Annotated in this window: 16 protein-coding genes; 11 read left to right on the forward strand and 5 right to left on the reverse strand. The window is 54.3% G+C overall.

The genetic code is table 11. The features are described from left to right. Positions 1 to 42 precede the first annotated feature (42 nt). From ACFFJP_RS12895 to ACFFJP_RS12910, 4 genes are read left to right on the forward strand one after another with little or no spacing between them, the layout of a single operon-like run. On the forward strand, positions 43 to 1,281 hold the full coding sequence (locus tag ACFFJP_RS12895; protein ID WP_377244566.1) for an efflux RND transporter periplasmic adaptor subunit: 1,239 nt from the start codon (positions 43 to 45) through the stop codon (positions 1,279 to 1,281). A 12-nt stretch (positions 1,282 to 1,293) separates the two neighbouring features. Then, positions 1,294 to 4,419 carry an efflux RND transporter permease subunit gene (locus tag ACFFJP_RS12900; RefSeq protein WP_377244569.1) on the forward strand — a complete coding sequence of 1,042 codons (3,126 nt, stop codon included), beginning with the start codon at positions 1,294 to 1,296 and terminating at the stop codon, positions 4,417 to 4,419. 10 nt (positions 4,420 to 4,429) lie between these two features. Continuing rightward, positions 4,430 to 5,890: an efflux transporter outer membrane subunit gene (locus ACFFJP_RS12905; RefSeq protein ID WP_377244572.1), complete on the forward strand. Its 1,461-nt coding sequence runs from the start codon at positions 4,430 to 4,432 to the stop codon at positions 5,888 to 5,890. A gap of 22 nt (positions 5,891 to 5,912) precedes the next feature. Beyond that, the gene (locus ACFFJP_RS12910) at positions 5,913 to 6,524 is read left to right on the forward strand and encodes a TetR/AcrR family transcriptional regulator (protein WP_377244575.1); all 612 of its coding nucleotides are present in this window, start codon (positions 5,913 to 5,915) and stop codon (positions 6,522 to 6,524) included. 68 nt (positions 6,525 to 6,592) lie between these two features. On the opposite strand, the gene ACFFJP_RS12915 is transcribed toward ACFFJP_RS12910, so the two are convergent. Genes ACFFJP_RS12915 through ACFFJP_RS12925 form a run of 3 tightly spaced genes read right to left on the reverse strand, consistent with a single transcriptional unit; the run spans position 6,593 to position 11,222 of the window. Further along, positions 6,593 to 7,402: a hypothetical protein gene (locus tag ACFFJP_RS12915; RefSeq protein ID WP_377244578.1), complete on the reverse strand. Its 810-nt coding sequence runs from the start codon at positions 7,400 to 7,402 to the stop codon at positions 6,593 to 6,595. After that, a complete protein-coding gene (glpK, locus tag ACFFJP_RS12920; protein ID WP_377244581.1) occupies positions 7,402 to 8,907 on the reverse strand; it encodes a glycerol kinase GlpK in 1,506 nt (501 codons plus the stop codon). The genes ACFFJP_RS12915 and glpK overlap by 1 nt, the downstream gene beginning before the upstream one ends. A gap of 17 nt (positions 8,908 to 8,924) precedes the next feature. Further along, positions 8,925 to 11,222: a patatin-like phospholipase family protein gene (locus ACFFJP_RS12925; RefSeq protein ID WP_377244584.1), complete on the reverse strand. Its 2,298-nt coding sequence runs from the start codon at positions 11,220 to 11,222 to the stop codon at positions 8,925 to 8,927. 338 nt (positions 11,223 to 11,560) lie between these two features. Here ACFFJP_RS12925 and ACFFJP_RS12930 point away from each other — a divergent pair, with 338 nt between their 5' ends. The 5 genes from ACFFJP_RS12930 to ACFFJP_RS12950 all read left to right on the forward strand — a co-directional run bounded on the left by ACFFJP_RS12930 (position 11,561) and on the right by ACFFJP_RS12950 (position 18,464). Beyond that, positions 11,561 to 14,077, forward strand: a complete 2,517-nt coding sequence (locus ACFFJP_RS12930; RefSeq protein WP_377244587.1) for an ExeM/NucH family extracellular endonuclease — start codon at positions 11,561 to 11,563, stop codon at positions 14,075 to 14,077. Between the two features lie 30 nt (positions 14,078 to 14,107). Next, entirely contained in the window at positions 14,108 to 14,659 is a 552-nt protein-coding gene (locus ACFFJP_RS12935) for a cohesin domain-containing protein (RefSeq protein WP_377244590.1), read from the forward strand. Between the two features lie 237 nt (positions 14,660 to 14,896). Then, entirely contained in the window at positions 14,897 to 17,218 is a 2,322-nt protein-coding gene (locus ACFFJP_RS12940; protein WP_377244593.1) for a bifunctional diguanylate cyclase/phosphodiesterase, read from the forward strand. Beyond that, a complete protein-coding gene (locus ACFFJP_RS12945; RefSeq protein WP_377244596.1) occupies positions 17,215 to 18,054 on the forward strand; it encodes a DUF3034 family protein in 840 nt (279 codons plus the stop codon). The genes ACFFJP_RS12940 and ACFFJP_RS12945 overlap by 4 nt, the downstream gene beginning before the upstream one ends. Next, positions 18,042 to 18,464 (forward strand): group I truncated hemoglobin, encoded by a 423-nt coding sequence (locus ACFFJP_RS12950; protein WP_377244599.1) that lies wholly within the window; start codon positions 18,042 to 18,044, stop codon positions 18,462 to 18,464. The genes ACFFJP_RS12945 and ACFFJP_RS12950 overlap by 13 nt, the downstream gene beginning before the upstream one ends. On the opposite strand, the gene ACFFJP_RS12955 is transcribed toward ACFFJP_RS12950, so the two are convergent. Next, on the reverse strand, positions 18,455 to 19,066 hold the full coding sequence (locus ACFFJP_RS12955; protein WP_377244602.1) for a transporter substrate-binding domain-containing protein: 612 nt from the start codon (positions 19,064 to 19,066) through the stop codon (positions 18,455 to 18,457). The genes ACFFJP_RS12950 and ACFFJP_RS12955 overlap by 10 nt on opposite strands. A 233-nt stretch (positions 19,067 to 19,299) precedes the next feature. Here ACFFJP_RS12955 and ACFFJP_RS12960 point away from each other — a divergent pair, with 233 nt between their 5' ends. Both ACFFJP_RS12960 and ACFFJP_RS12965 read left to right on the forward strand, forming a co-directional pair. After that, positions 19,300 to 20,271 (forward strand): D-2-hydroxyacid dehydrogenase, encoded by a 972-nt coding sequence (locus ACFFJP_RS12960; RefSeq protein ID WP_377244605.1) that lies wholly within the window; start codon positions 19,300 to 19,302, stop codon positions 20,269 to 20,271. A 23-nt stretch (positions 20,272 to 20,294) separates the two neighbouring features. Continuing rightward, positions 20,295 to 22,265 carry an ATP-binding protein gene (locus tag ACFFJP_RS12965; RefSeq protein WP_377244608.1) on the forward strand — a complete coding sequence of 657 codons (1,971 nt, stop codon included), beginning with the start codon at positions 20,295 to 20,297 and terminating at the stop codon, positions 22,263 to 22,265. Positions 22,266 to 22,322: 57 nt separating this feature from the next. Here ACFFJP_RS12965 and ACFFJP_RS12970 read toward each other — a convergent pair whose 3' ends face one another. Continuing rightward, entirely contained in the window at positions 22,323 to 23,150 is an 828-nt protein-coding gene (locus ACFFJP_RS12970) for an RluA family pseudouridine synthase (protein ID WP_377244611.1), read from the reverse strand. Positions 23,151 to 23,163 lie beyond the last annotated feature (13 nt).

Genomic DNA, 23,163 nt, shown 5'->3' on the forward strand with positions numbered 1-23,163 from the left:
TTATTTAGAATGAACGTTCACTCTAATTTGGAGATCATTCTGATGCAGCCTATTCGTCGTCACCAACCTCTGCTGCAAAGCACTTTCACTCTGCTTGCCAGCGCCTTGTTTTTAACAGCCTGTGGCCAGCCAGCCCCAGCCGCACAAGGCGCAGCGCCTGCCGCCCCACAAGTGGGGGTCGTGACCCTGCAACCGCAGGATGTCACCTTAAGCCGTGAATTACCTGGCCGGGTGCAGGCCGCACGGATCGCCGAGATCCGGCCCCAAGTCAGCGGTATTGTGCAGGCGCGCCACTTTACAGAAGGCAGCACCGTGAGTGCCGGCACCGCGTTATATCAAATTGACCCGGCGCCTTTTCAGGCCACGTTACTGAGCGCACAAGCGGCGGAAGCCAGGGCCAAAGCCAATATCGCCAGCACGCAGGCCAAAGCCGAACGTTATCGCGAACTGCTGAAAATCAAAGCGGTCAGCCGGCAGGATTTTGATGAAGCCGAAGCGGCTTTTTTGCAGGCCAAAGCCGATTTGCAAAGCGCCAAGGCGCAAATCAGCACGGCACAAATCAATCTGAATTACAGCAAAGTGCTGGCGCCTATTAGCGGTCAGATCGGTAAATCCTCGGTAACCACCGGCGCTTTGGTCAGCACCGGCCAAAGTCAGGCCTTAGCGACAGTGACGCAATTAGATCCGATTTACATCGACCTGACGCAATCCAGCAGTGAATTGCTGGCACTGAAACAAGCATTGGCGAAAGGCGCTATCGGCACCGCAGCCAGCCAGACAGAAGTTAGCCTGAAACTGGAAGATGGGTCCGTCTATCCCCACAAAGGCACTTTGCAATTCACTGAAGTGACGGTCAATCCGGATACCGGCTCTGTCACGTTGCGCGCCAGTTTCCCGAATCCGGACCAGCTGCTGCTGCCGGGCATGTATGTCCGCGCCACGGTGCAGGAAGGTCAGCAAGCGAACGCAATGCTGGTGCCGCAACGCGGCGTCAGCCGCAATGCCAAAGGTGAAGCCACGGCGCTGGTCGTAAGCAAAGACGGCAAAGTGGAGCCGCGTCTGCTGCAAACCAACCGCACCGTTGGCAGCAATTGGTTAGTCACCGCCGGTTTACAGGCTGGTGACCAACTGATTGTTGAAGGTCTGCAAAAAATCCGGCCCGGCGCTGTGGTACAGGCGGTGCCGGCGACCTCCACTGAAGTCTCTTCTTCTGCAGTCTCGTCTTCTGCAGTCACTGCCAGCAAAGGTTCTGCCCCGGCAGCACCGGCTGCGGCCCGTTAAGCGAGGTTCCCGATGTCGCATTTTTTCATCAACAGACCGATTTTTGCCTGGGCATTGGCGATCATGGTGATGCTGGCCGGTGTGCTGGCGATCCGTGCCCTGCCGGTCGCTCAGTATCCATCGATTGCGCCGCCGGCCATTAGTGTCAGCGCCAGTTATCCCGGAGCTTCCGCCCGCACGCTGGAAGATACTGTCACGCAAGTGATTGAACAGAAAATGAAAGGACTGGACGGCCTGATGTATATGTCGTCTACCTCGGAGTCCAGCGGCCAGGTCACACTGACGCTGACGTTTAACGCCGAAACTGATCCGGATATCGCGCAAGTACAAGTGCAGAACAAACTGGCACTGGCGACGCCATTGTTGCCGCAGGAAGTGCAGCGTCAGGGCGTCACTGTGGCCAAATCAGCCCGTAACTTTCTGATGGTGGTCGGTTTTGTTTCCGAAGACGGCAGCATGACCAACATCGACATCGGCGATTATGTTGCATCGAATGTGCAGGACATTATTTCGCGCGTCGAGGGTGTCGGCGAAGTCCAGCTATTTGGTTCACAATATGCAATGCGCATTTGGCTTGACCCGGCCAAGCTGCAGAATTTCAACCTGACGCCAGCCGATGTTAGCGCAGCTATCGTGGCACAAAACGCTCAGGTGTCGGCAGGCCAGATTGGCGGTTTACCTGCGATGCAGGGCCAGCAACTGAATGCAACCGTGACGGCACAAAGCCGGCTGCAAACGCCGGAACAGTTCCGCAATATTCTGCTGAAAAGCGCCGCGGATGGCAGCGTAGTGCAGCTCAGTGATGTCGCGACAGTCGAGCTTGGCGGTGAAACCTACAACGTCGTCGCCCGCTACAATGGCAAACCAGCCTCAGGCATCGGCATTAAACTGGCGAGCGGTGCCAACGCGCTGAATACCGCCGACGGCGTCAAGCAGGCACTGGCCGATTTAACACCATTTTTCCCGGCCGGCCTCAAAGCGGTGGTGCCCTACGACACCACGCCTTTTGTGTCCTTATCCATCGAAAAAGTCGTACACACGCTGATTGAAGCCATAGTGCTGGTGTTCTTAGTGATGTATCTGTTTTTACAGAACTTCCGCGCCACGCTGATCCCGACTATCGCCGTGCCGGTGGTGTTGCTCGGTACTTTTGCCATCCTGTACGCCTTTGGCTATTCGATTAACACACTGACGATGTTTGCGATGGTGTTGGCGATTGGTTTGCTGGTCGACGATGCCATCGTCGTGGTGGAAAACGTCGAGCGCGTGATGACCGAAGAGAAACTGTCGGCGCTGGAAGCAACCCGCAAGTCGATGGATGAAATCAAAGGCGCGCTGGTCGGCATCGCGATGGTGCTGTCGGCAGTCTTTGTACCAATGGCGTTTTTTGGCGGTTCAACCGGGGTGATTTACCGGCAGTTTTCCATCACGCTGGTGTCCGCCATGGCCTTGTCGGTGCTGGTCGCCCTGGTGTTAACGCCAGCGCTGTGTGCGACGTTGTTAAAACCCAGCCATGTACATCAGCCGGGGTCGCTGGCCGGACGGTTCTTTGGCGGCTTTAACCGTGGTTTTGATAAAACCAATCAGGGCACGCAAAGTTTTGTCGCCAAAATGATTGCGCAAAGCAAAAGATACCTGCTGCTGTATGGCCTGATTTTTGGTGGTCTGATCTACATCTTCAGTCAGTTACCGTCGGCGTTTTTACCGGACGAAGACCAGGGCATTTTGTTTAATCAGGTCGTGTTGCCCGCTGGCAGCACCACAGAGCAAACGCTGGGTGTGGTAGAAAAAATGGAACAACACTTTCTGGTCGATCAACAGGAAGCGGTCAAATCCATTTTCACTGTGGCAGGCTTTAGTTTTGCCGGCTCCGGTCAAAATGCGGCGATTGGCTTTGTGAACCTGAAGCACTGGGATGAGCGGCAGCGGCCGGATCTGAGTGTCGGCGCCGTCGCCGGGAAGGCGATGGGCTATTTCTCCACCATTAAAGAAGCATTTGTGTTTGCCTTCCCGCCGCCAGCGGTGGTGGAACTCGGCACAGCCAATGGCTTTAACATCTATCTGCAGGACCGCGCAGGCCTCGGTCACGACCAGCTGCTGCAGGCACGCAATATGTTGCTTGGCATGGCCGCCAAAAGTCCGGTGCTGGCTGGCGTACGGCCCAATGGCCAGGAAGATACCCCAGAGCTGAAACTCGATATTGATTTAGCCAAAGCAGAAGCCTTGGGGATCAGTCAGGCGGATATCAACAGCACGCTAGCCACCGCTTGGGGCAGCAGCTACGTCAATGATTTTATTGACCGCGGCCGGGTGAAAAAAGTCTTCCTGCAAGGCGCATCGGACAGCCGGATGGCACCGGAAGATCTGAATAAATGGTACGTCCGCAATGCCAAGGGCGACATGGTGCCATTCGCCGCCTTTGCCAGCAGTCACTGGAGCTACGGCTCGCCACGGCTGGAACGCTACAACGGCTTCTCTGCGATGGAAATTCAGGGCGCTGCAGCACCGGGTTACAGCACAGGTCAGGCAATGGAAGAAATGGAACAGCTGGTGAAACAACTGCCACCGGGTGTTGGTTTTGAATGGACCGGCATTTCTTATCAGGAACGGTTAAGTGGTGGCCAGGCGCCGCTGCTGTATGCGCTGTCGTTGCTGGTGGTATTCCTCTGTCTGGCGGCGCTGTATGAGAGCTGGTCAGTCCCTGCAGCCGTGATGATGATTGTGCCGCTTGGCGTATTTGGTGCGGCATTGGCTGCGCTGGTCGGCCAGCTGTCCAACGACATCTATCTGCAGGTCGGGCTATTGACCACTATTGGTCTGGCGTCGAAAAACGCCATCCTGATCGTCGAATTTGCCATCGCCCGGATGGAACAAGGGCTGGGGCTGATCGACGCGGCGATTGAAGCGGTGCGGTTACGACTGCGACCGATCCTGATGACGTCGATGGCCTTTATCTGTGGTGTATTGCCGCTGGCGATTGCATCGAGCGCAGGCTCTGGCGCGCAAAACGCGCTCGGCATCTCGGTAATTGGCGGCACTTTAGCCTCCAGTATTCTGGCTGTGGTGTTTGTTCCGCTGTTTTTTGTGCTGGTGCGCCGGGTATTCCCGGCCAAACCTGCCGCTGATACCCAGGGTTAAGGAGTTTTAGATGTTGATGCAATCAAAACCAACAGGCAGTACCCGCAGGTTCCGCCTGCAGCTACTCAGCGTGCTGACCGCCAGTGCGCTGACCGGCTGTTCTTTAGCACCGGATTTACCGGCAACTCCTGCCGCAGTGCCGACCCAGTATGCTGCAGTGCCACTCGGAACTCAGCACACAGCAGTGCCAACCTGGCAGACATTTTTTCAGGATCCGCGGCTGCAGCAGCTGCTCACGCAGGCGCTGGCGCAAAACCAGGATCTGCGTCTGGCCGTGCTGAATGTCGACCGCGTGCGGTCGTTGTACCAAATCACCGACAGCAACCGGTATCCGGCGCTGGATTTATCCGCCAGTCAAAGCCGGCAACGGCTGCCGGCAGATCTAAGCCAAAACGGGGGCCAAAACGGCAGTGCATCTATTCAGCAGCAAGCCAGTGTCACGGTTGGCAGCAGCTGGGAGCTGGACCTGTTCGGCAAGGTGCGGAATCAATCCGAACAGGCGCAGCAACAACTGTTTGCCAGTGAAGCTGCGCAGCGGGCTGCAACCGTTAGTCTGCTGTCTGAAGTGGCCGGCAGTTGGTACAGCTATGCCAGCAATCTGCAATTGCTGACTCTGGCCCAGCATAGTGCTGCCAGTTATCAGCAGAGCCTGCAGCTGACCGAGCGTAAAGTCGCGCTGGGCGCGGCGTCAGAGCTGACGCTGAGCCAGCAGCAAAGCCTGCTGGCAACCAGCCAGGCCGATATAGCGCGGTATCAGCGTTTGCTGCAGCGCGATCTGAATGCCCTGCAGTTGTTGCTGGGCCAGCCGCAGGCCGATCTCAGCGCTTTATTGCCAACAGCGCAAGACCATCTGACGCTGCCGGAACTCGCGGCAGGCAGCCCGTCGCTGCTGCTGACACAAAGGCCGGATATTCAGCAGGCTGAACATCAGCTCAAAGCGGCCAACGCCAATATCGGTGTGGCGCGGGCGGCGTTTTTCCCGTCGATCAGCCTGACCGCAAATGCCGGGACCGCATCCAATGAACTCAGTGGGTTGTTTGCCGGTGGTAGTGGCAGCTGGAGCTTCGTGCCAAATATCAGCCTGCCGATTTTTAATATGGGCCGCACCCAGGCTAACTTGCAGCTGGCCGAAACAGACCGTACTATCGCGCTCGAAACTTATCAGCAGAAGATCCTGCAGGCATTTCGCGATGTGTCTGACCAGCTGGCCGACAAAGCCGGGTATCAGGCGCAGTTAAGCGCGCTGCAAACGCTGGAACAGAGCAGTTTTCGCAGTAAACAGCTCAGTCAGGCCCGTTTTGATGCCGGTGCCGACAGCTATCTGCAGCTGCTGGATGCCGAGCGCAGCTGGTATAGTGCACGGCAACAGCTGACCAGCGCCCGTCTGAGTTATCAACAAGCCCAACTCGGCTTGTATAAAGCACTCGGCGGTGGCTGGCAAAGCACCACTGCAGCGGCTGTCACGCAGTAAACCTATAAGCGGAGGAAGCAAAATGAATACAAAAACCAGACGGCAAGACCCAATGCTGGCACAAAGCCGGCGTTTGCAGGTGCTGGACGCTGCTTCAGATTGCTTCCGCCGCCGCGGTTATCATGGCGCCGGCATGGCCGAGATCTCCAAAACCGCCGGTATGAGCCCGGGCCATATCTACAACTATTTCGACAGCAAAGACGCCATCATCGACGCCATTATTGAGCGTGATATGGAAGAGATGTTTTCGGTGTTTAACGGCTTTTTACAGGCCGAAGGGCCGCTGCTGGACGTCATGCTCGATGGCTGTGAAGACGGTGTCGACAAACATCTGGACATAGAAAAAGCCGCATTAAAACTAGAAATGATTTCAGAAGCGGCACGTAACGACAAAGTAGCGCTGTCGTTGCAGGCTACAGACGTTGAAGCCCGCCGGCTGATGAAACAACTGCTGCGCCGGGACGGCAGCCTGGTGTGTGACCTGCCGGACGTTGAGCTCGACAGCAGGGTCAGCGTGATGTTTGCACTGTTTGGCGGCCTGATGATCCGCCGGGTGCTGAATCCGCAACTGGACCGCGACACGGTTTTGATTGCGTTAAAACCGGTGATCCGTACTTTATTGACACCGTTTTAAATGAGCGCCGTTTTAAGCGCTAGCCGTTGGCTGATGTGCGGTGAAGTACCAAGTTCCGCCCCAGACTTTTATTGTTCCGCCAGCAACACTTCCTGCTCTAAAAAACGTTTGCGCTGCAAAAACGCCTGCGCCAGACCATACAGTTGATGCTGATCGGCCAGCTCGACCGCGCGCTGTAATTGGGCCTGGTTTTTCGGTTCAGCACGAAATCCATCCAGCCAGGATGTCAAATCCGGCGCGACGACAAATTGCACTTTGCTGCCATAGCGTTTGCGCAAATGGTCAAATACTTCGAGGCCAGCACTGTCAAAATCAAAAGCGCAATAAATCTGCTGATATTGCTCCAGCAAAGGGCTTAACAACGCTGAACCGATACGGGAACCAGCAGCGAGCGCAACATCACAGTTGGTCAGCGCAAAAGACTGCGCCAGCATCCGGCTACACAGCGCCAGCACTTGCGGATAACGGAAGAAGTTTTCTTCGTTTTCAATCAGCAACAAGGTTGGTTTTGGCGCGAAGCCAAGGCTCAGCTGTGCCAACCCATCGCCTGCCGCGCTGCCGGCCGCCAGCACCAGATCCGGCCTTGGACTGGCACAAGCTTCGTGGTACAGCAGCAAATAACAATGTGAGGTTTGCACCCGGTGTGAATCGCCCTGCAAGCTCGCCGTGACCCGATCAGCGGGCGCTCCGGCACTTTGTAGCAGGGCCTGAAACAATGCCGTATCGGCAATACTGACCTGCCATTTGCCGGCGCCGCTGGCTTTAACTTTAAACAGCTCAGTGCGGCGCTGATAATACGCTGGTGGCAATAATGCCAGTAATTTTTGATAATTGACCGCTTTACCCTGCTGCACATTTTGCAGATATTTCAATAACATCAGGGATTCTCCGTTGCCAGCAATTGCGCCACCGCGCGCTGCCAGCCAGCCAGTAGTTCTGCGCGTTGACCGGCGCTTAAATTCGGATAAAACCAGGATTCAGCTCTGACCAAATCCGGCAGTGCGTCCAAATCGGCATACCAGCCAAGCTGGATCCCAGCCAGCAAGGCGACACCAAAGGCTGTCGTTTCGGTCTGCAACGGGCGCATCACATTGATATCTAACACGTTTGCGAGAAACTGACAGAACCAGCTGTTATTCACCATGCCACCATCCACTTGCAGGCTTAACAAAGCAGCACCGTCGGCACGCATTGCCTGTAATAAATCAGCAGTCTGATAGGCAACCGCTTCCAACACCGCACGGGCCAGCTGGGCTTTGCCGGTACCGAGTGTTAAGCCGGACCACTGCGCCTTCAACTCTGGCCGCCAGTACGGCGCGCCAAGGCCAGTAAAAGCCGGCACCAGATAAACACCGCCATTGTCGGTCAGGCTAGCCGCCAGCGTTTCCGTTTCTGCCGCATCCTTGATCAGACCAAGCTGGTCACGCAGCCATTTCACCGCGGCGCCGGCGACAAAAATCGAGCCTTCTAAGGCATATTGCGTCTGCCCCTGCACAGTGCAGGCCACAGTACTGAGCAGCTGATGGTTGGACTGCAGTAAATGTTCACCGGTGTTCAACAGCGCAAAACAGCCCGTGCCATAAGTACTTTTTAGGCCGCCGGCCCGTACACAACCCTGACCGATCGCCGCAGCCTGTTGATCACCAGCCAAGGCCACAATCGGCAATTCACGACCAAACCAGTGTGGGTCAGTGCGGCCATAGTCATCGGCGCTCTGGCGCACCTGTGGCAGAATTTGCGCTGGAATATCAAATAGCTCGAGTAATTCAGCGTCCCATTGCAACTGCTGAATGCCAAACAGCAAGGTACGACTGGCATTGGTGGTATCAGTGGCATGCACAAGGCCACGCGTTAGCCGCCACAGGATAAAACTATCCACGGTGCCAAACGCCAGCTCACCCTGCTCTGCCGCCAGACGCAGCGCCGGATCCTGCAACAGCCAGTTCAGCTTGGAAGCGGAGAAATAAGGGTCCAGGCACAAACCGGTGCGCCGACTCACCCAAGCCTGATGACCGCGTTGCTGCAGCTGCTGACAATAAGCCAGCGTGCGCCGGTCTTGCCAGACGATAGCCGGAGCCACCACATCACCGCTGTCACGGCGCCACAACAAAGTTGTTTCGCGCTGATTGGTGATGCCTATGCCACAGACTTTCAACTGCAAGCTGTCGGCCTGAGCCAGTACTTCGCGACAAACCGTCAATACCGATAGCCACAGCGCCTCGGCATCCTGTTCAACCCAGCCGGTTTGCGGATAAGTGCAGGCCAGTTCTTGCTGGGCTTGCGCCAGCACCACGCCATTGCGGTCAAATAACATGGCGCGACTTGATGAGGTGCCCTGATCTATTGCCAGGATCACGTCCTGCGTTGATGTGCCGTCTGTCACTCTTTTCACTCCTTGGATCAAAAGGTTTGCCCTAATGACAGATAAAACCGATATGGTTGATCTGCTGCTGTAGAGTCAGCCTGACCATAACCCAGATACAGCGGCCCAAATGGGCTGTCCCAGCCGGCAAAAATACTGCCGGCCCAAATCCAGTCATCCACCTGTACATCGCGTACAGCGCTGAACCGCGACTGCCGCACCAGCCCCCGCTCCAGCGACGTGCCCAGATAAAATGGCGCTTTAAACAGACTGAGCCGCGACTCCGGCCACTGGTACTGATACACCAGGCTGGCAAACTGTATCTCGGAACCGAACAAAAAGTTCTTCGGGTAACCCGACAGGTTCAGTAAACCGCCCAGCGAAAACTGATCCAGCTCAACCAGATTATTCGGGCCATCAACGCGGTCAAACCTCAGCCGGCCGCGCAAAATATGCGACTGCCACTGCCGTGCCGCCTGCGCCTGTAAGCCATACGACTGGCTTTGACTACGCACCGACAGGTAATCATCATTCAGCTGCTGCCAGTTGGCGTCAACCCGTACACCACGACTGGGGAAACTACGGCTATCTAGCGTGTCATAACTCATTTGCATATTGGTGCCGCGGCGTAAATACGGCAGGCGGTCGAACGGTAGTTGTTGCGCCAGGATGGCGGGCAGGCGGAAACGCCCGTCCCGACGCTGTAATCCAAATGAGATCTGCAGTGGGTCGACCGGCTCCCAGCCCAAAGCGGCGCGTAAAGCCAGCTCGCGCTGGTTTAATTCGCCGCCGGAGCGCCCGGCATCATCTTCCAGACTAAATACAGTGCGGCTCTGATCTACCTTCAACTCGCCATAAAAACCGGACAATCCAAGCGGCCAATACAAAGTACTGGCCAACTGCTTGTCAGTACCCAGCGCCACAACATTTTCCAGTTCAGCGCCATAGGCCGACAAACCGGTCCACAGATGGGACGCCGCCAGCTGATAGTTGTGGGTATTTTCAAAATCATCTTCCAGCGCAAACCGAAAGTTCAGATAAGCCGGCCCCCAGCTTTTGGCTTCTGCTTTCAAAAGCAGCCGCTGTTTGCCTTCAGCGTCCTGTTGCAAAGTGCTACTGACGCGCTCCAGCATATCCAGACCATAAATACGCCGGACGCCTTGCTGCACCGTCAGTAACGATACCGGTTGCTGCAACGGCAAATTTAAGCGCTGCAACAGCAACTGGTCATCCAGCGACGTGTGGTTTTCCAGCGCGACACCGGTCAGTTCAATTTGCTGTGGCTTGGTCACACGCTGCTGTTGCCAGGCTGCATACAATGCCGGCTGGCTGAGGCGGCCAAGTGCGGTGCGGGCCGCCGTGACCGCAACCTGCCCGGCGGCGATGGCCTGCGGCATTTTATCAAAATCCAGCGTGCCAACAGTTTTCAGCTGCGGCTGGATCAGCACATCAGCGGGCCCCAGTAATGCCAGCTGCCGGCTGACCGCTTCTGCGACCAGAAAGTTGGTCAGTTGCTCAGTGATTGCCATCGCACTGTTTAACTCGTTGCCTGCCAGCAATGGGGAGTCAATCGACACCGCAATGACATGCTCGGCGCCCAATGCTTTAGCCACACTGATCGGTAAATTGTTAGCCACGCCGCCATCGACCAACAGATGGTTTTGCCACATCATCGGCCGCACAACGCCGGGAATGGACATCGATGCCTGGACCGCATGCAACAGATTGCCATGACTCAGCACCACAGCTTCGCGATTGGTTAAATCAGTGGCAACGGCACGAAACGGCACTGCCAACTGATCAAAACTGCTGAGCTCAGGTACCAGGCCGTATGCACGCTGCAACAATCCCGCCATGGCCTGACCATGCAGCACGCCTTTGGGCACACGCAGGCCTTCCGGGCCAACGCCTAAATCTAGGTTGATCGGAAATTGATCGCGTTGGTCTTTGCGCCGAGCGGGCACTTCATCCCGCTCCACCCGATCACGAAAACCATCACTCCACGGCAGTTCTAACAACAGTTTTTCAATCTCGGCCGGTGTTTTACCCTGCGCATACAGACCACCGACAAAAGCGCCGATGCTGGTGCCGACAATTAAATCCACTGGGATTTGCTGCGCTTCCAGCTGGCGTAATACCGCCAAATGGGCGCCGCCCCTTGCACCGCCACCGCCAAGCACCAGGGCCACACAGGGGCGGTGTTGCACCCGGGCACAGGGACTGTCAGCCGGTTGTTTAGCCGCTTGTTCAGCCGAATGTTTAGCCGATTGTTCAGCCACAGCAACCTGGTGCGTCAGCAACATCATCCCTAACATCACCCAGCGGGCTACAATCATCTGTCCTTTCTCCTGTCGCAGTGGCACCAGTACAAGCTCTTGATAAAAACTAAGATTTAAGATAACTGCGTTAAAAAACTGCTCAGCAGTGTAAATAAATTTTCCGCAATTTTCCTGTTCTCAGATCAATAGCTTAGCTGAAATAAGTGTCAGGTTTTTTTACACGCACTGTATTATTTTCTGAAAAACTTAATAAGCCTTTATTGAAATTGTCACAAAGGTCATTTAACGTACAAGCCCCTGGTCGGAGCACATGCAGAAGAATAGCCGTCCAGCCACTCAGACCCTGCGTCAGGGTCCGGGACATTCAACCAAAGCTCTTACAAACGGACGTCATCATGAAACTGAATATGTTGTTGCTGGCAATGCTGCTGGCCCCGGCTGTGCACGCAGAACCCTTTATCTCTGAGTATGTCGAAGGCTCATCTAACAATAAAGCGCTGGAAATTTACAACCCAGCCGATGTCGCACTGGATTTGACTGGTTACTCCATCAAAGTGTTTTCTAACGGCGCCATCACTGCCGGCAAAACTGTCCCGCTGAGCGGCACCCTGGCAGCCAAAAGCACGCTGGTACTGACTGATACCGGGTCTGCTGCTGCGCTGGCGGCCAAAAGCAACATGACGTTCGGCACCAGCAACTTTAACGGGGATGATGCAATTGCCTTATATAAAGGCGCTGATTTAATCGATGTGTTTGGCCAGATTGGTGTAGATCCGGGCACTTCATGGGGTAGTAACAACAATTTCACCCACGACCGTACTTTAGTGCGTAAAAGCAGTGTAGTGCAGGGCGACGTCAATGGCAGTGATGCTTTTGATCCAAGTGTAGAATGGGATTTTTACGCCAAAGACGAATTCGCTAATCTGGGTAGCCATAGCGGCTCAGGCACTGGCGGTGGCGGCGGCGTGGTGGTGCCACCAGTCGGCCCGGTCATTGGTAACTGTGGTGACAGCGCGACGTTAATCAGTGCCGTACAAGGTGCAGGTGCTGCATCACCGGAAGCTGGTAAAACTGTAGTTGTCGAAGCGGTTGTCAGCCGGGTCACAGCATTTGCCACCGGTTTCTATATTCAGGAAGAAGCCAGTGATTCAGACAATAACCCTGCCACTTCTGAAGGTATTTTCGTATACAACGACGCCGCGGTCGATTATCCGTCGGTCGGTGATAAAGTTCGTGTCATCGGTAAAGTCGAAGAGTATTTCACCAAAACCCAAATTCGCCGTACCGGCCTGGCTGCCTGTGGCACTGCCACTCCTGTGCAACCGGTCAGCGTAACACTGCCTATTGGCAACCTGAACGACTGGGAAAGCCTGGAAAGTATGCAGGTGACCTTCCCGCAACAACTGGTCGTTGCCGATCACTATAACCTTGGCACATATGGCGAGCTGACACTGGCACCGCAACGTCTGTTCACACCAACCAACCAGTTCCGTCCGGGCACCCCTGAAGCTGTGGCATTGGCATCGCAAAACAGCCGCAGCAAAATTGTGCTGGATGACCTCGTCAACGGGAAAAACCCGGCCAATATCATCTATCCGGCCCCAGGTCTGAATATGAACAACCCGGTCCGTGTTGGTGATGCCGTCAATACCAACTTAAGCGGGATCCTGGACTATAGCTTCAGCGCCTGGCGTTTACTGCCAGCGGGTACTGTGCAATTCACCGCCAACAATCTGCGCGAAGAACAACCAGTCATGCGTAACCTTGGCAACCTGAAGGTAACCAGCGCTAACGTGTTGAACTACTTCAACGGTGATGGCCTGGGCGGTGGTTTCCCAACTTCACGTGGCGCATCTACAGCGGTTGAATTTGAACGTCAGGCCGACAAAATTGTCGCGGCGTTAAGCGCAATCAACGCCGATGTCGTTGGTTTGATGGAAATTGAAAACGACGGCTACGGCAGCACCAGCGCCATCGTCGATTTAGTCAGCCGGTTGAATCAGCGCCTCGGTGCTGGAACCTATCAATTCGTGCAAGTTCCTGGCAGCACAGCACTTGGCACTGATGCAATCAGCGTTGGTATGCTGTACAAACCAGCCAAAGTGACGCCGCTTGGTAATGCAGTGACCACCAGCGCTGGAGTGTTTGGTTTTGGCAACCGCCAGCCACTGGTCCAAAGTTTCACACAGAAATCCAATAACGAAGTGTTCACTTTTGCCGTCAACCACTTCAAGTCAAAAGGTAGCTGCCCAAGCGGTTCAAGCAACCCAGATCGTGACCTGAAAGACGGCCAGAGCTGCTGGAATGCCACCCGTGTGCAGGCTGCGAATGAACTGACTGCGTGGCTTGCCACTAATCCAACCGGTTCTGCTGATAAAGATGTGCTGATCATGGGCGACTTAAACGCCTATGCGAAAGAAGATCCAATCCATACACTGGTCGGCAAAGGTTTTGTCAATCTGGTGGAGAAATTCCAAGGCAACCGCGGTTACTCGTACCTGTTTGGTGGTGAAAGCGGTTATCTGGACCATGCATTGGCCAGCTCTACATTGTCTTCACAGGTCACTTATGCGATGGAATGGCATATCAATGCCGACGAGACCACGCTGTTTGATTACAACATGGAAGATAAAACGGCACAGCAACAAGCAGACTTCTATCAACCAACTGCGTTCCGTGGCTCTGACCATGATCCGGTTGTGGTTGAACTGGCGCTGAAAGCAGTGAACCCAGCCGACCTGGATAAAGATGGTGACGTCGACAACAACGACATCGCGCTGTTCAACGCACTGTTGAAATCAGGGGTGAAATTGGGTCTGGAATACGACTTTAACAAAGACCGCGTGGTTTCAAGCAGCGACGCCCGCGCCATGGCAACGCTGTGTACTTACGCCCGTTGCGCTATCAAATAATTACGAATAATCCGTAGTAAGGAATTTTATATGAAGAAGTTAATTGCATTATTCGCGCTGTGCCTGACGTTCAGCAGCCAGGCCACCGTGATCAAAGTTGAGCTGGATAAAGCGCAATATCAGAAAAACGATCTGGTGCAAGCGCAAGTCCGGGTACAAGGCTATGAAGATGGTCTGGCCGGTTTTAAACTGGATCTGAGTTACTGGTCAGCCGCTTTGGGTTTTGAGTCTGTGACCTTTGGACCGCACTTTTCACCGGTCGAACCGAACTTTGGTGAATATAGCAAGAATGGCAGCAAACTGACGATCAGCGAAATGAATCTGTTTGACTTAGCTTGGGATCTGGCTGACGTGCAAGGCCCGGATTTCACCTTAGCGACCATCACCTTCAAAGCGTTAAACAGCGGTGTGCATAAACTGTTGCTGAGCAAGATTGAACTGACTGATGGCTTTGGTGACAAAGTGACAGACTTCAGCAGCCAAAACGGCATGGTGAATGTGGCTGGTCCAGCAATTCCAGCGCCTGCGACAGCCCTGCTGCTGTTACCGGCACTGCTGATGTTGGCGCGCCGCCGCGCTTAAGCCAGTCTCTGTTGAAAAAAACCGCTGATCTCAGCGGTTTTTTTTATCCTGGTAAGTCTCACCGCCACTCGTCTGTTTACAGCGCCAATCCATCACAGATCTTTGAGTCAGACTTAATTAACTGCTATGGTTGTTGCTTTCGCCCTTCTGGGTAAAATCAGGTTAATCTGTTGTATCAATTGAATAATCAGTAGACGCACTCCGAGTGCTTACTGCTGAACACCGGCTAGAGGTGGCATGTTAGATTCATTGCGTAGTCGTCTGATCCTGTTATTACTGGGCATGCTGACCTTTATGACGGTTGCCATGGGCTTTGCAGCGCTTGGCGCAATGCAACGCGACAGTGCCGCACAGGCCCGCCAGGCGCTGGATGTTGCCAGCCGGGTATTTCAGGAGGCTCTCAGCAACAGAGCCACGCAGTTGGGCAATTCAGTGCGGCTGGTCGCCAGCGATTTTGGCTTTCGCCAAGCCGTCGCGTTACGTGAACAGGACACTATTTCGTCGGTACTGGAAAATCATGGCAGCCGCATCGACGCCACACTGACCGTGTTACTGACCCCTCAGGGCGAGCTGATCGCCAGCAGCGGCCAAGACGTCAGTGCCGACCAAATCACGCAGTTATTTAAAGATATGCGCTTATCCGGTCAGGATTCTGTGTCGGATATCGTGCATATTGGCAACAACGCTTATCAAATGGTGATGGTCCCCGTTAAAGCGCCGCAGCTGATCGCCTGGGTCGCAATGGGATTTGCGCTGGATACCGCACTCGCCGGCCAGATTAAAGCGCTGACCGACCTGGATATCAGTTTTGTGTTTGGCCGTGGCACTGCTGGTGCAGAACTCTTGGCATCTACGCTGGGACCGGCACAACAGATGGACTTAACCGCAGTCCCAGCTCCAATCTCACTCAAAGTACTGGACCAGCCACTGCTGACCACCGAGCGTCCGCTGGACCGCGCCGGGACTATCAGTGCCCTGTTGCATTTGTCGACTGCGCCCTGGCAGGAAACCTATCAACAGGCACGCACCCAGTTATTAGCTATTTTTGGCCTCGGCCTGACACTCGCCGTGTTGTTTGCCGTGGCGCTTGCGCGCAGTATTACCAAGCCACTACAGCTGCTGACCCAGTTTGCCCGGGCTATCGGTCTGGGCCAGGCGTTGCAGGCACCGTCGATCAAACGCGGAGAAGTGGGTTTACTCAGTGAAACCCTGCAAAAGATGCAGCAGGATATCCGCCAGCGTGAACAACAAATTCTGTTTCAGGCGCAGCACGACACTCTGACTGGCCTTGCTAACCGTCATCTGGTCGAATTGCAGCTACCCGCCTTGCTCAGCAGTCAGCCACTGTGGTTATTGCTGATCAACATCAAAGATTTTAAACACGTCAACGACGCCTTTGGTTATAAAAATGGCGATTCCCTGTTGGTGCAGCTGTCACAACGCTTAGTGAAAGCGCGGCCAGTTGCATCGATGATCGCGAGGCTCGGTGGGGATGAATTTCTGTTGGTCAGTCCAACACCGATCCAGCAAAAAGACCTGCCCGCATTGCAACAACTCCTGTCTTACGATTTTACGCTGGATAATTCCCGGTTAAATCTGAAGCTGGCATTGGCTTTGTATCAGGCGCCGGCTCCTGCCGCTGCGTCGGTTGGAACCGCGAACGATGCACTACGCCGGGCCGAGATCGCGATGGTGCATGCCAAAACCAGCCATCAGTTGATTGCCGAATACCAGCCGGGTCAGGATGAAAGCCATCAACGGGAACTGACTTTATTACACGATCTACCGTTATCGCTGCAATCCGGTCATATGTTTGTGGTGTATCAACCTAAAGTCAGTCTGCTTGGCCGCACTGCGCACTCAGCGGAAGCGTTGATCCGCTGGCAACATCCACAACTCGGCTTTGTGCCGCCGGATGAATTTATTCGTCTTGCCGAGCATTCTGGCCTGATTTCACGGGTCACCGACTGGATGATCGCACAGGTGATCGATCAGTTGGCGGCATGGCGGCAACAAGGCATCGAACTGACGGTTGCAGTTAATTTGTCGGCCTATGATTTACTCAGCAGTGACTTACCGGGGCAAATCGCGGCGCTGTTGGCACAGCACCAGCTGCCGGCATCAGCACTGGCGCTGGAGGTTACGGAAGGCGCAGTGATGCAGGATCCGGAACAGGTGATCCAGAACCTGCAGACGTTACGCGAAATGGGCATTGAACTGGCCATTGATGACTTCGGCACCGGCCAGTCGTCGCTGGCATATCTGAAACGCCTGCCGGTCCATGAAGTGAAAATTGACCGGGCCTTTGTCAAAGATATTGAACACAATCATAATGATGCGCTGATCGTACAGACCACAACCGAGCTGGCACATGGTCTCGGTTTACTGGTGACCGCCGAAGGGCTGGAAAATCTGGCCGGTCTCGCCAAATTGCAGGCTGCCGGCATAGACAAAGTACAAGGCTATTATTTCGCCAAACCGCTGAAAGCCGCGGATCTGACCGGTTGGCTGACCGAGTTTCAGCAAAACAATGCCAGATGGTTTCCCGAGGTTTCATGAAAAAACCGCTCCTGAGTACGGCATTATTGCTGTGCAGTCTGCATGTCGCTGCCGCCGGCAGCAAAGTACTGGCCACCGGCGGTGCCACTAGCATCGAAGGTGCTGCCGGGGGTGGCATCGTGCCATGGGCCGTGATCAATGGCTATGGCAGCTCTGGCCAATGGTCAGTGACAGGCTATGCCAGTCAGGTGGGTGTTGACGATTTTACGCTGAACAGCAAAGGCATTGGCCTGTCCTATGACAACAAATACGAACTGAGTTTTGGCCGGCAGGAATTAAAACTCGATACGATGGGCGGTGAGCTGAACCAACAAATCATCGGCCTGAAATATAAAGTCGCCGGCGAGCTGCTTTATACCGCAATGCCGCAGATCAGTGTTGGTCTACAACTGAAAAAACAACTCGATTTTGCCATCCCTACAGCTGTCGGCGCCCGCCATGACAGCGGGACTGATGTTTATGTTGCAGCTAGTAAAGTCTGGTTTGATGCCTTATGGGGACGCAACATCTTACTCAACGCTACAGTGCGCGCCACCAAAGGCCAACAAACCGGATTGCTCGGTTTTGGCACTGTCAGTAATGATGATTATCAATGGGTCAGCGAATTTTCGGCGGTCATGCTGTTCAACCCACAGTGGGCCATCGGCGCTGAATTTAAGCAAAAACCCAATGAACTGGCGTTTGCCCGCGAAGATCACTGGCGTGATGTCTTTGTCGCCTGGTTCGCCAATAAACACCTGAGTCTGGTCGCGGGCCATGTTGATCTTGGCAGCATCGCGACCTTTGAGAATCAAACCGGATATTACCTGGCGCTGGAGTCCACATGGTCGTTTTAGTCCGCTCTGCCCTGTTGTTATTGCTGGTTGGCTGCAGCAGCGCACCTGAACCGAAAGACTGGTTATATCAGCAGCTGGGGGCCGAAACCGGCGTGACCCAGCTGGTTGATGGGCTGCTGGTGGAAATTGAACAAGACCCGCAGATCGTGCAGCATTTTAAAGACACAGATATCGCGCGTTTTCGTAAACTATTGATTGAACAGCTGTGTGAGCTGAGTGGTGGCCCCTGCAGATATAGCGGTGCAACGATGCAGGAAAGCCATACCGGTTTTCAAATCACTCAGGCCGATTTTGATAATCTGGTTGATCACTTAATCAAAGTGATGACCGCACAGAAGGTACCGGTTGGCGCCCAAAACCGCCTGTTGGCGAAGCTGGCTCCGATGTATAAAGACGTGGTTTACCGCTGAAGCGCAGGAAACCCCGCTTGCTGAAAATGCTCGGCATAAATTTGCGCTAAGCGACCGCTTTGATACAACCGTTGCATGCCGCGATCAAATTCTGCGGCAAGTTGGCGGCCCGCAAAGGTATTCTGGAATACCGGATATAACGGTTGTGCCGGCGCCAGTTGTAGACGTTTTAATTTGGGTCTGAGCGTTTGCGGCACATTGTTATCATAACTGATATAGGCGTCCAGCCGGCCGTACTCCAGCATGTCGAAGCCAAACTGTTCAGCAGACACTTCAACGCCATTGACTGACACTGGCAAAAACTGATCAAACTCATAGCCGAGCAGCCACCCCACCGTTTTGTCTTTCAGCTTTTCGGCCGAAACAAAAGTCTGCAAACTGAACAACACGACCGGCGGATCCATATCAAGATGCCAGAGCGGGAAAAACTGCCGGCTACCGACACTGCGATAATCAGCAAGCAACAAGTCAGCCCGGTTGGCATAAAACATCTGCTTGGCCCGCTTCCAGTTCGCCACCCGGAATTTCAGCTCAATATCAGCTCCACCAAGCGCCTCTCGCAACACTTGAAAATACAGGCCTCCGCCATTGGCAGCCGTCATATCTCCCCAGGCACCCGCAGCCACCGTGACCGTTTTAGCCTGCAGCGGGAAGCCAACGCTTATACAGACAGATAAGCAAAGCAGACAGACCTGCTTCGCCACTGTTCGGGCCCATTGTTCACAATGCCACTGCTGTGCCAAGGACCAACTCCACTGTTTTGTTTTAAAAAGTGCTTTATTTTTAGAGGTCTGGTCTGGTAAAAGCAACCTTTTGACGAAAAGGACTCAGGCTGATGCAGCAAATTGTGTTTCTGGATACGGACACTATGGCAGGCGCCGATTTATCGGTGCTGCAAATTGAAGGCACCCAACTGCGTTGTTACCCGACGACCAGCGCTGCGGAAGTGTCAAAGCGCATCCACAACGCCAGCATAGTGATTAGCAACAAAGTGGTGCTGAATGCTGCCATTTTGGCTGCTGCACCACAACTCAGACTGATTTGTATTGCCGCCACCGGCACCAATAATGTCGACCTCGCGGCTGCAACCGCACAGGGTATTCAGGTCTGCAATGTGCAGGATTATGCGCTCGGTGCGGTGCCACAACATGCCATGGCGCTGTTATTGGCGCTGAACAATCAGATCTGGCAGCAACAGCAGGCGGTCTTGAGCGGAAAATGGAGTCAGAGCCCGGTGTTTTGCCTGCATCAGCAACCGGTGCAAAGTCTGCAGGGGAAAATTTTTACGGTGGTCGGCTACGGTGGTTTAGGTCAGGCGACCGCGCAACTGGCAAAAGCTTTTGGCATGCAGATTTGTCTGTCAGAACGCCCCGATGCCAGCACTATCCGTCCGGGCCGCGTGGCCTTTCGCGAGGCATTGGCAAAAGCAGATGTCGTCAGCCTGCATTGTCCGGCACAGGCCAACATGCCACCGTTATTGGGCAGTGTACAACTGAGCTGGCTAAAACCCAACGCATTGCTGATCAACACGGCCCGTGGCGCGCTGATTGATGAAGCCGCACTGCTGCTGGCTTTACAACAAGGCCGGCTGGCCGGTGCAGCACTTGATGTGTTGACGCAAGAGCCGCCGCCGGCCGATCATCCATTTCTGACCGGCGCACTACCGAATCTGTTGCTCAGTCCACATATTGCCTGGGCTACCACCGAGTCGATGCAATTGCTGCTACAGCAGCTAGCCGAGAATATTCTGGCTTATATTGCTGGCTCCCCGGTACGCACTTGCAATATGATCGGGTCTTCTCGCTGACTATCGCCTTTTGCGGAGCTGCTATGCGTCTGTTGTGCTTTTTCATTGCCTTTTGCTGGTTCAATACCGCGGCAGCCGCTGATTTTCAGGCCGAGCGAAAAAAAGTTGAAGCCGATCCAGACAAAGCCATCAACCAGCTCAGTACCCTGGCCGCTCCCAGCGCAGAACAGTGGCTGTTGCTCAGCCACGGTTATATGAAACTGCACAACAAAGATGGGGCTTTATCCGCCGTAGATAAAGCGCTTGATCTGGGGTTAACGCCGTCTTTGCAAATAGAAGCTTTGCAACATAAAGCGCTGGTTTACGGCATCATGTTTCGCGACAGTAAAACTGCTATCAAAGTGCTGAAGCAAGCGGAAAAAGCGCTGCAGAGCTATCACGAAAACAATAAACCTGCATTACAAACCAGCATCTATGAAAGTTTTGCTCAAGGTTACAACCAGCGTGGCGACATCACTTCGGCACTGAAATATGCTGAACTCAGTGTCGCGATTGCCACTGAGCACAAGTTACCTAAGGCTGAACTACAAAGCCGGTTGATCGCCGGACGGCTGGCGCTGCAACAAAACAACTTCAGTATGGCGCAGCAGCATTTGAGCCGTGCCCTGGAATTAGCACAGCAATCTGATGATCAGGCCTCACTCGGCTCGATCCATCTTCGTCTTGGCATGGCGTACGACAAACTGGAATTATATCAGCTGGCAGCTGATCACCTGCATCAGGCTGAGCAGTTCCTACAGATGCCGGATCGACGCACTCAGCTGGTTACTGTATTGCTGACGCAAATCGATGTCTGGTTGTCAGCGGGCGATTTGGCCCGCGCCGAAGCTGTCCTACAAAAAGCTCGTGCTCTGCTACAACAGCTGAAAGATCCCTATCTCACGGCACAACTGTCATTTTCTGAAGCACAGTTATCGCTCGCCCGCCATCAACCAGAGGCTGCAGAACAGCAACTGCTCAAAGCCGCTCAGTTGTTTCAGCAACTGGGCAATCGCAGTATGCAGCATGAAACCAGCATTACCCTGACTGAAGTGGCGCTGCAACAACAGCAGCTGGAAAAGGCCCGCGCTTATCTACCGGCAGATCTGCAGGTCGATACATTGCCAGTATTTTTACAACATAAGTACTGGGATGTGTTGTCACGGATCCATGCCAACTCAGGTCAATGGCAAGCGGCCTATCAGACGGCATTGTCGGCGAATAAGGCCCGTTTTGAATTACAGGCTGATCAGCAGCAGCAACGACTGGACCAACTGGCCAAAGGGTTAAAACTGCAGCAACAAATGGCCTCACTGTCGGCACAAAATACTGTGCAGCAATATTGGCTGTGGAGTCTGCTGGCAACAGTGATTGTCAGCTGGCTGGGCGTGCTGTTTTTTGCCATTCGCCGGAGTCTTAAACCAAAGACGGCTAATACCGGGCAAGTCTGGGTCAAAAGCTGGACTGCATTCAGCCGGCAACTACGCAAGGATCAACTTCGTGACCCGTCAATATGCCTCATCGCAGTGCAATTACAGCACATCAGTGAATTTAAACTGGTGGCTGGTGAACATCTGCTGCGACAATCCATGCGGAATTTGCTGGAACAACTGGCCTGTGAAAAACTGATCGACAGCACTGTGCATACCGATGTGTTGTGGTTATCTGTCAGCCAACCTGATGCGGCCTGGCAACAGCGGCTCTGGCTGGGATTATCTAGCATCCAACAACAACTTCCCGGCCAGCCCGCGTTCCGTATCTGGCAAGGCCAACTGACTGCTTTGTTGGGTCAAGACTGGCAGGAACAGGATATCAATGGCTTACGTGAACTGGTGTGGTATAGCTGGCAGCAACAACAAGCCAATGCCGGCGAGTTGTTGCATTTTGAACTCAGTGCGAGCCAACAAGTGCCGTGTAGCTGGCAAGCGGAGAATGTGCGCCAGGACATCAACAATGCACTGGCGCTGGGTCTGCTGCAACTACGCTGCCAACCTCTGGCGCACCAACCGGTTTAAACAGTAAACAGCGCTGCAGTCGGAAAAGCGAAGTCATCTACGTATTTTCCCGGTGCTCTACCGCCGTAACTCCGGCGGTAGTTCATGTTGTCGCAAGCCTTTGCCTGGCAATTCAAAAGCAAGCCGCGTCGCCTGCAACGCCATACCTGCCGGATCCTGATTACCATTGCCGTACTGAGGATCACCCATTACCGGATGACCAATCGCCGCAAAATGACGACGGATTTGATGCTTGCGACCACTAATCAGGTCGATTTCCAACACTGCGCGACTTGGCTGTTGCAGAACTTGTACCAGGCGAAAACGGGTACAACACGCCTTACCATCTAGTGGCAACGTGATTTCGCCTTGCGCTTGCAATGCGGCGTCAGGTACACCAGAAACAGTGATGCGGTAGGTTTTTTCGATCTTATGCTGCTGGATCAGCTGACTTAACGTCGCAGCCATCGCTTTATGGTGGGCAATCAGCACCAGACCACTGGCTTCCCGGTCGAGCCGGTGCAACAAAAATACCGGCCGCAGTGGGGTAAAATGTTGTTCGGCCTGCCGCAGTAAGGCCAGATGATCACCCCATTCATTGCCTTGTGATAACAGGCCCGCCGGCTTGAACCAGACGCTGTAACCGCGTTCATCCGCCAGCAGCACCGGCGCATTGGCCTGGCGTTGCAGGATATCGTCATCGTAATGCAATTCCAGCACATTACCGGCCACGACTTCAGCCTGCGCCCGGCGTAGCCGCTTATGCTGCTTGCCCTGTACCAGTTGCACGGCACCTTTATTCATAGCGTCTTTCAGCCGGCCTTTGGACAATTCAGGGCAGCTTCTGACCAGCAAGTCGATGGCCTGCCCTGGTTCGGTCACGGTGATACGTCGGATCAATTTCATAAATTATTCAGCT

Source organism: Rheinheimera tilapiae, assembly GCF_042432165.1.
In the GTDB taxonomy this organism is placed as follows: Bacteria; Pseudomonadota; Gammaproteobacteria; order Enterobacterales; family Alteromonadaceae; genus Pararheinheimera; species Pararheinheimera tilapiae.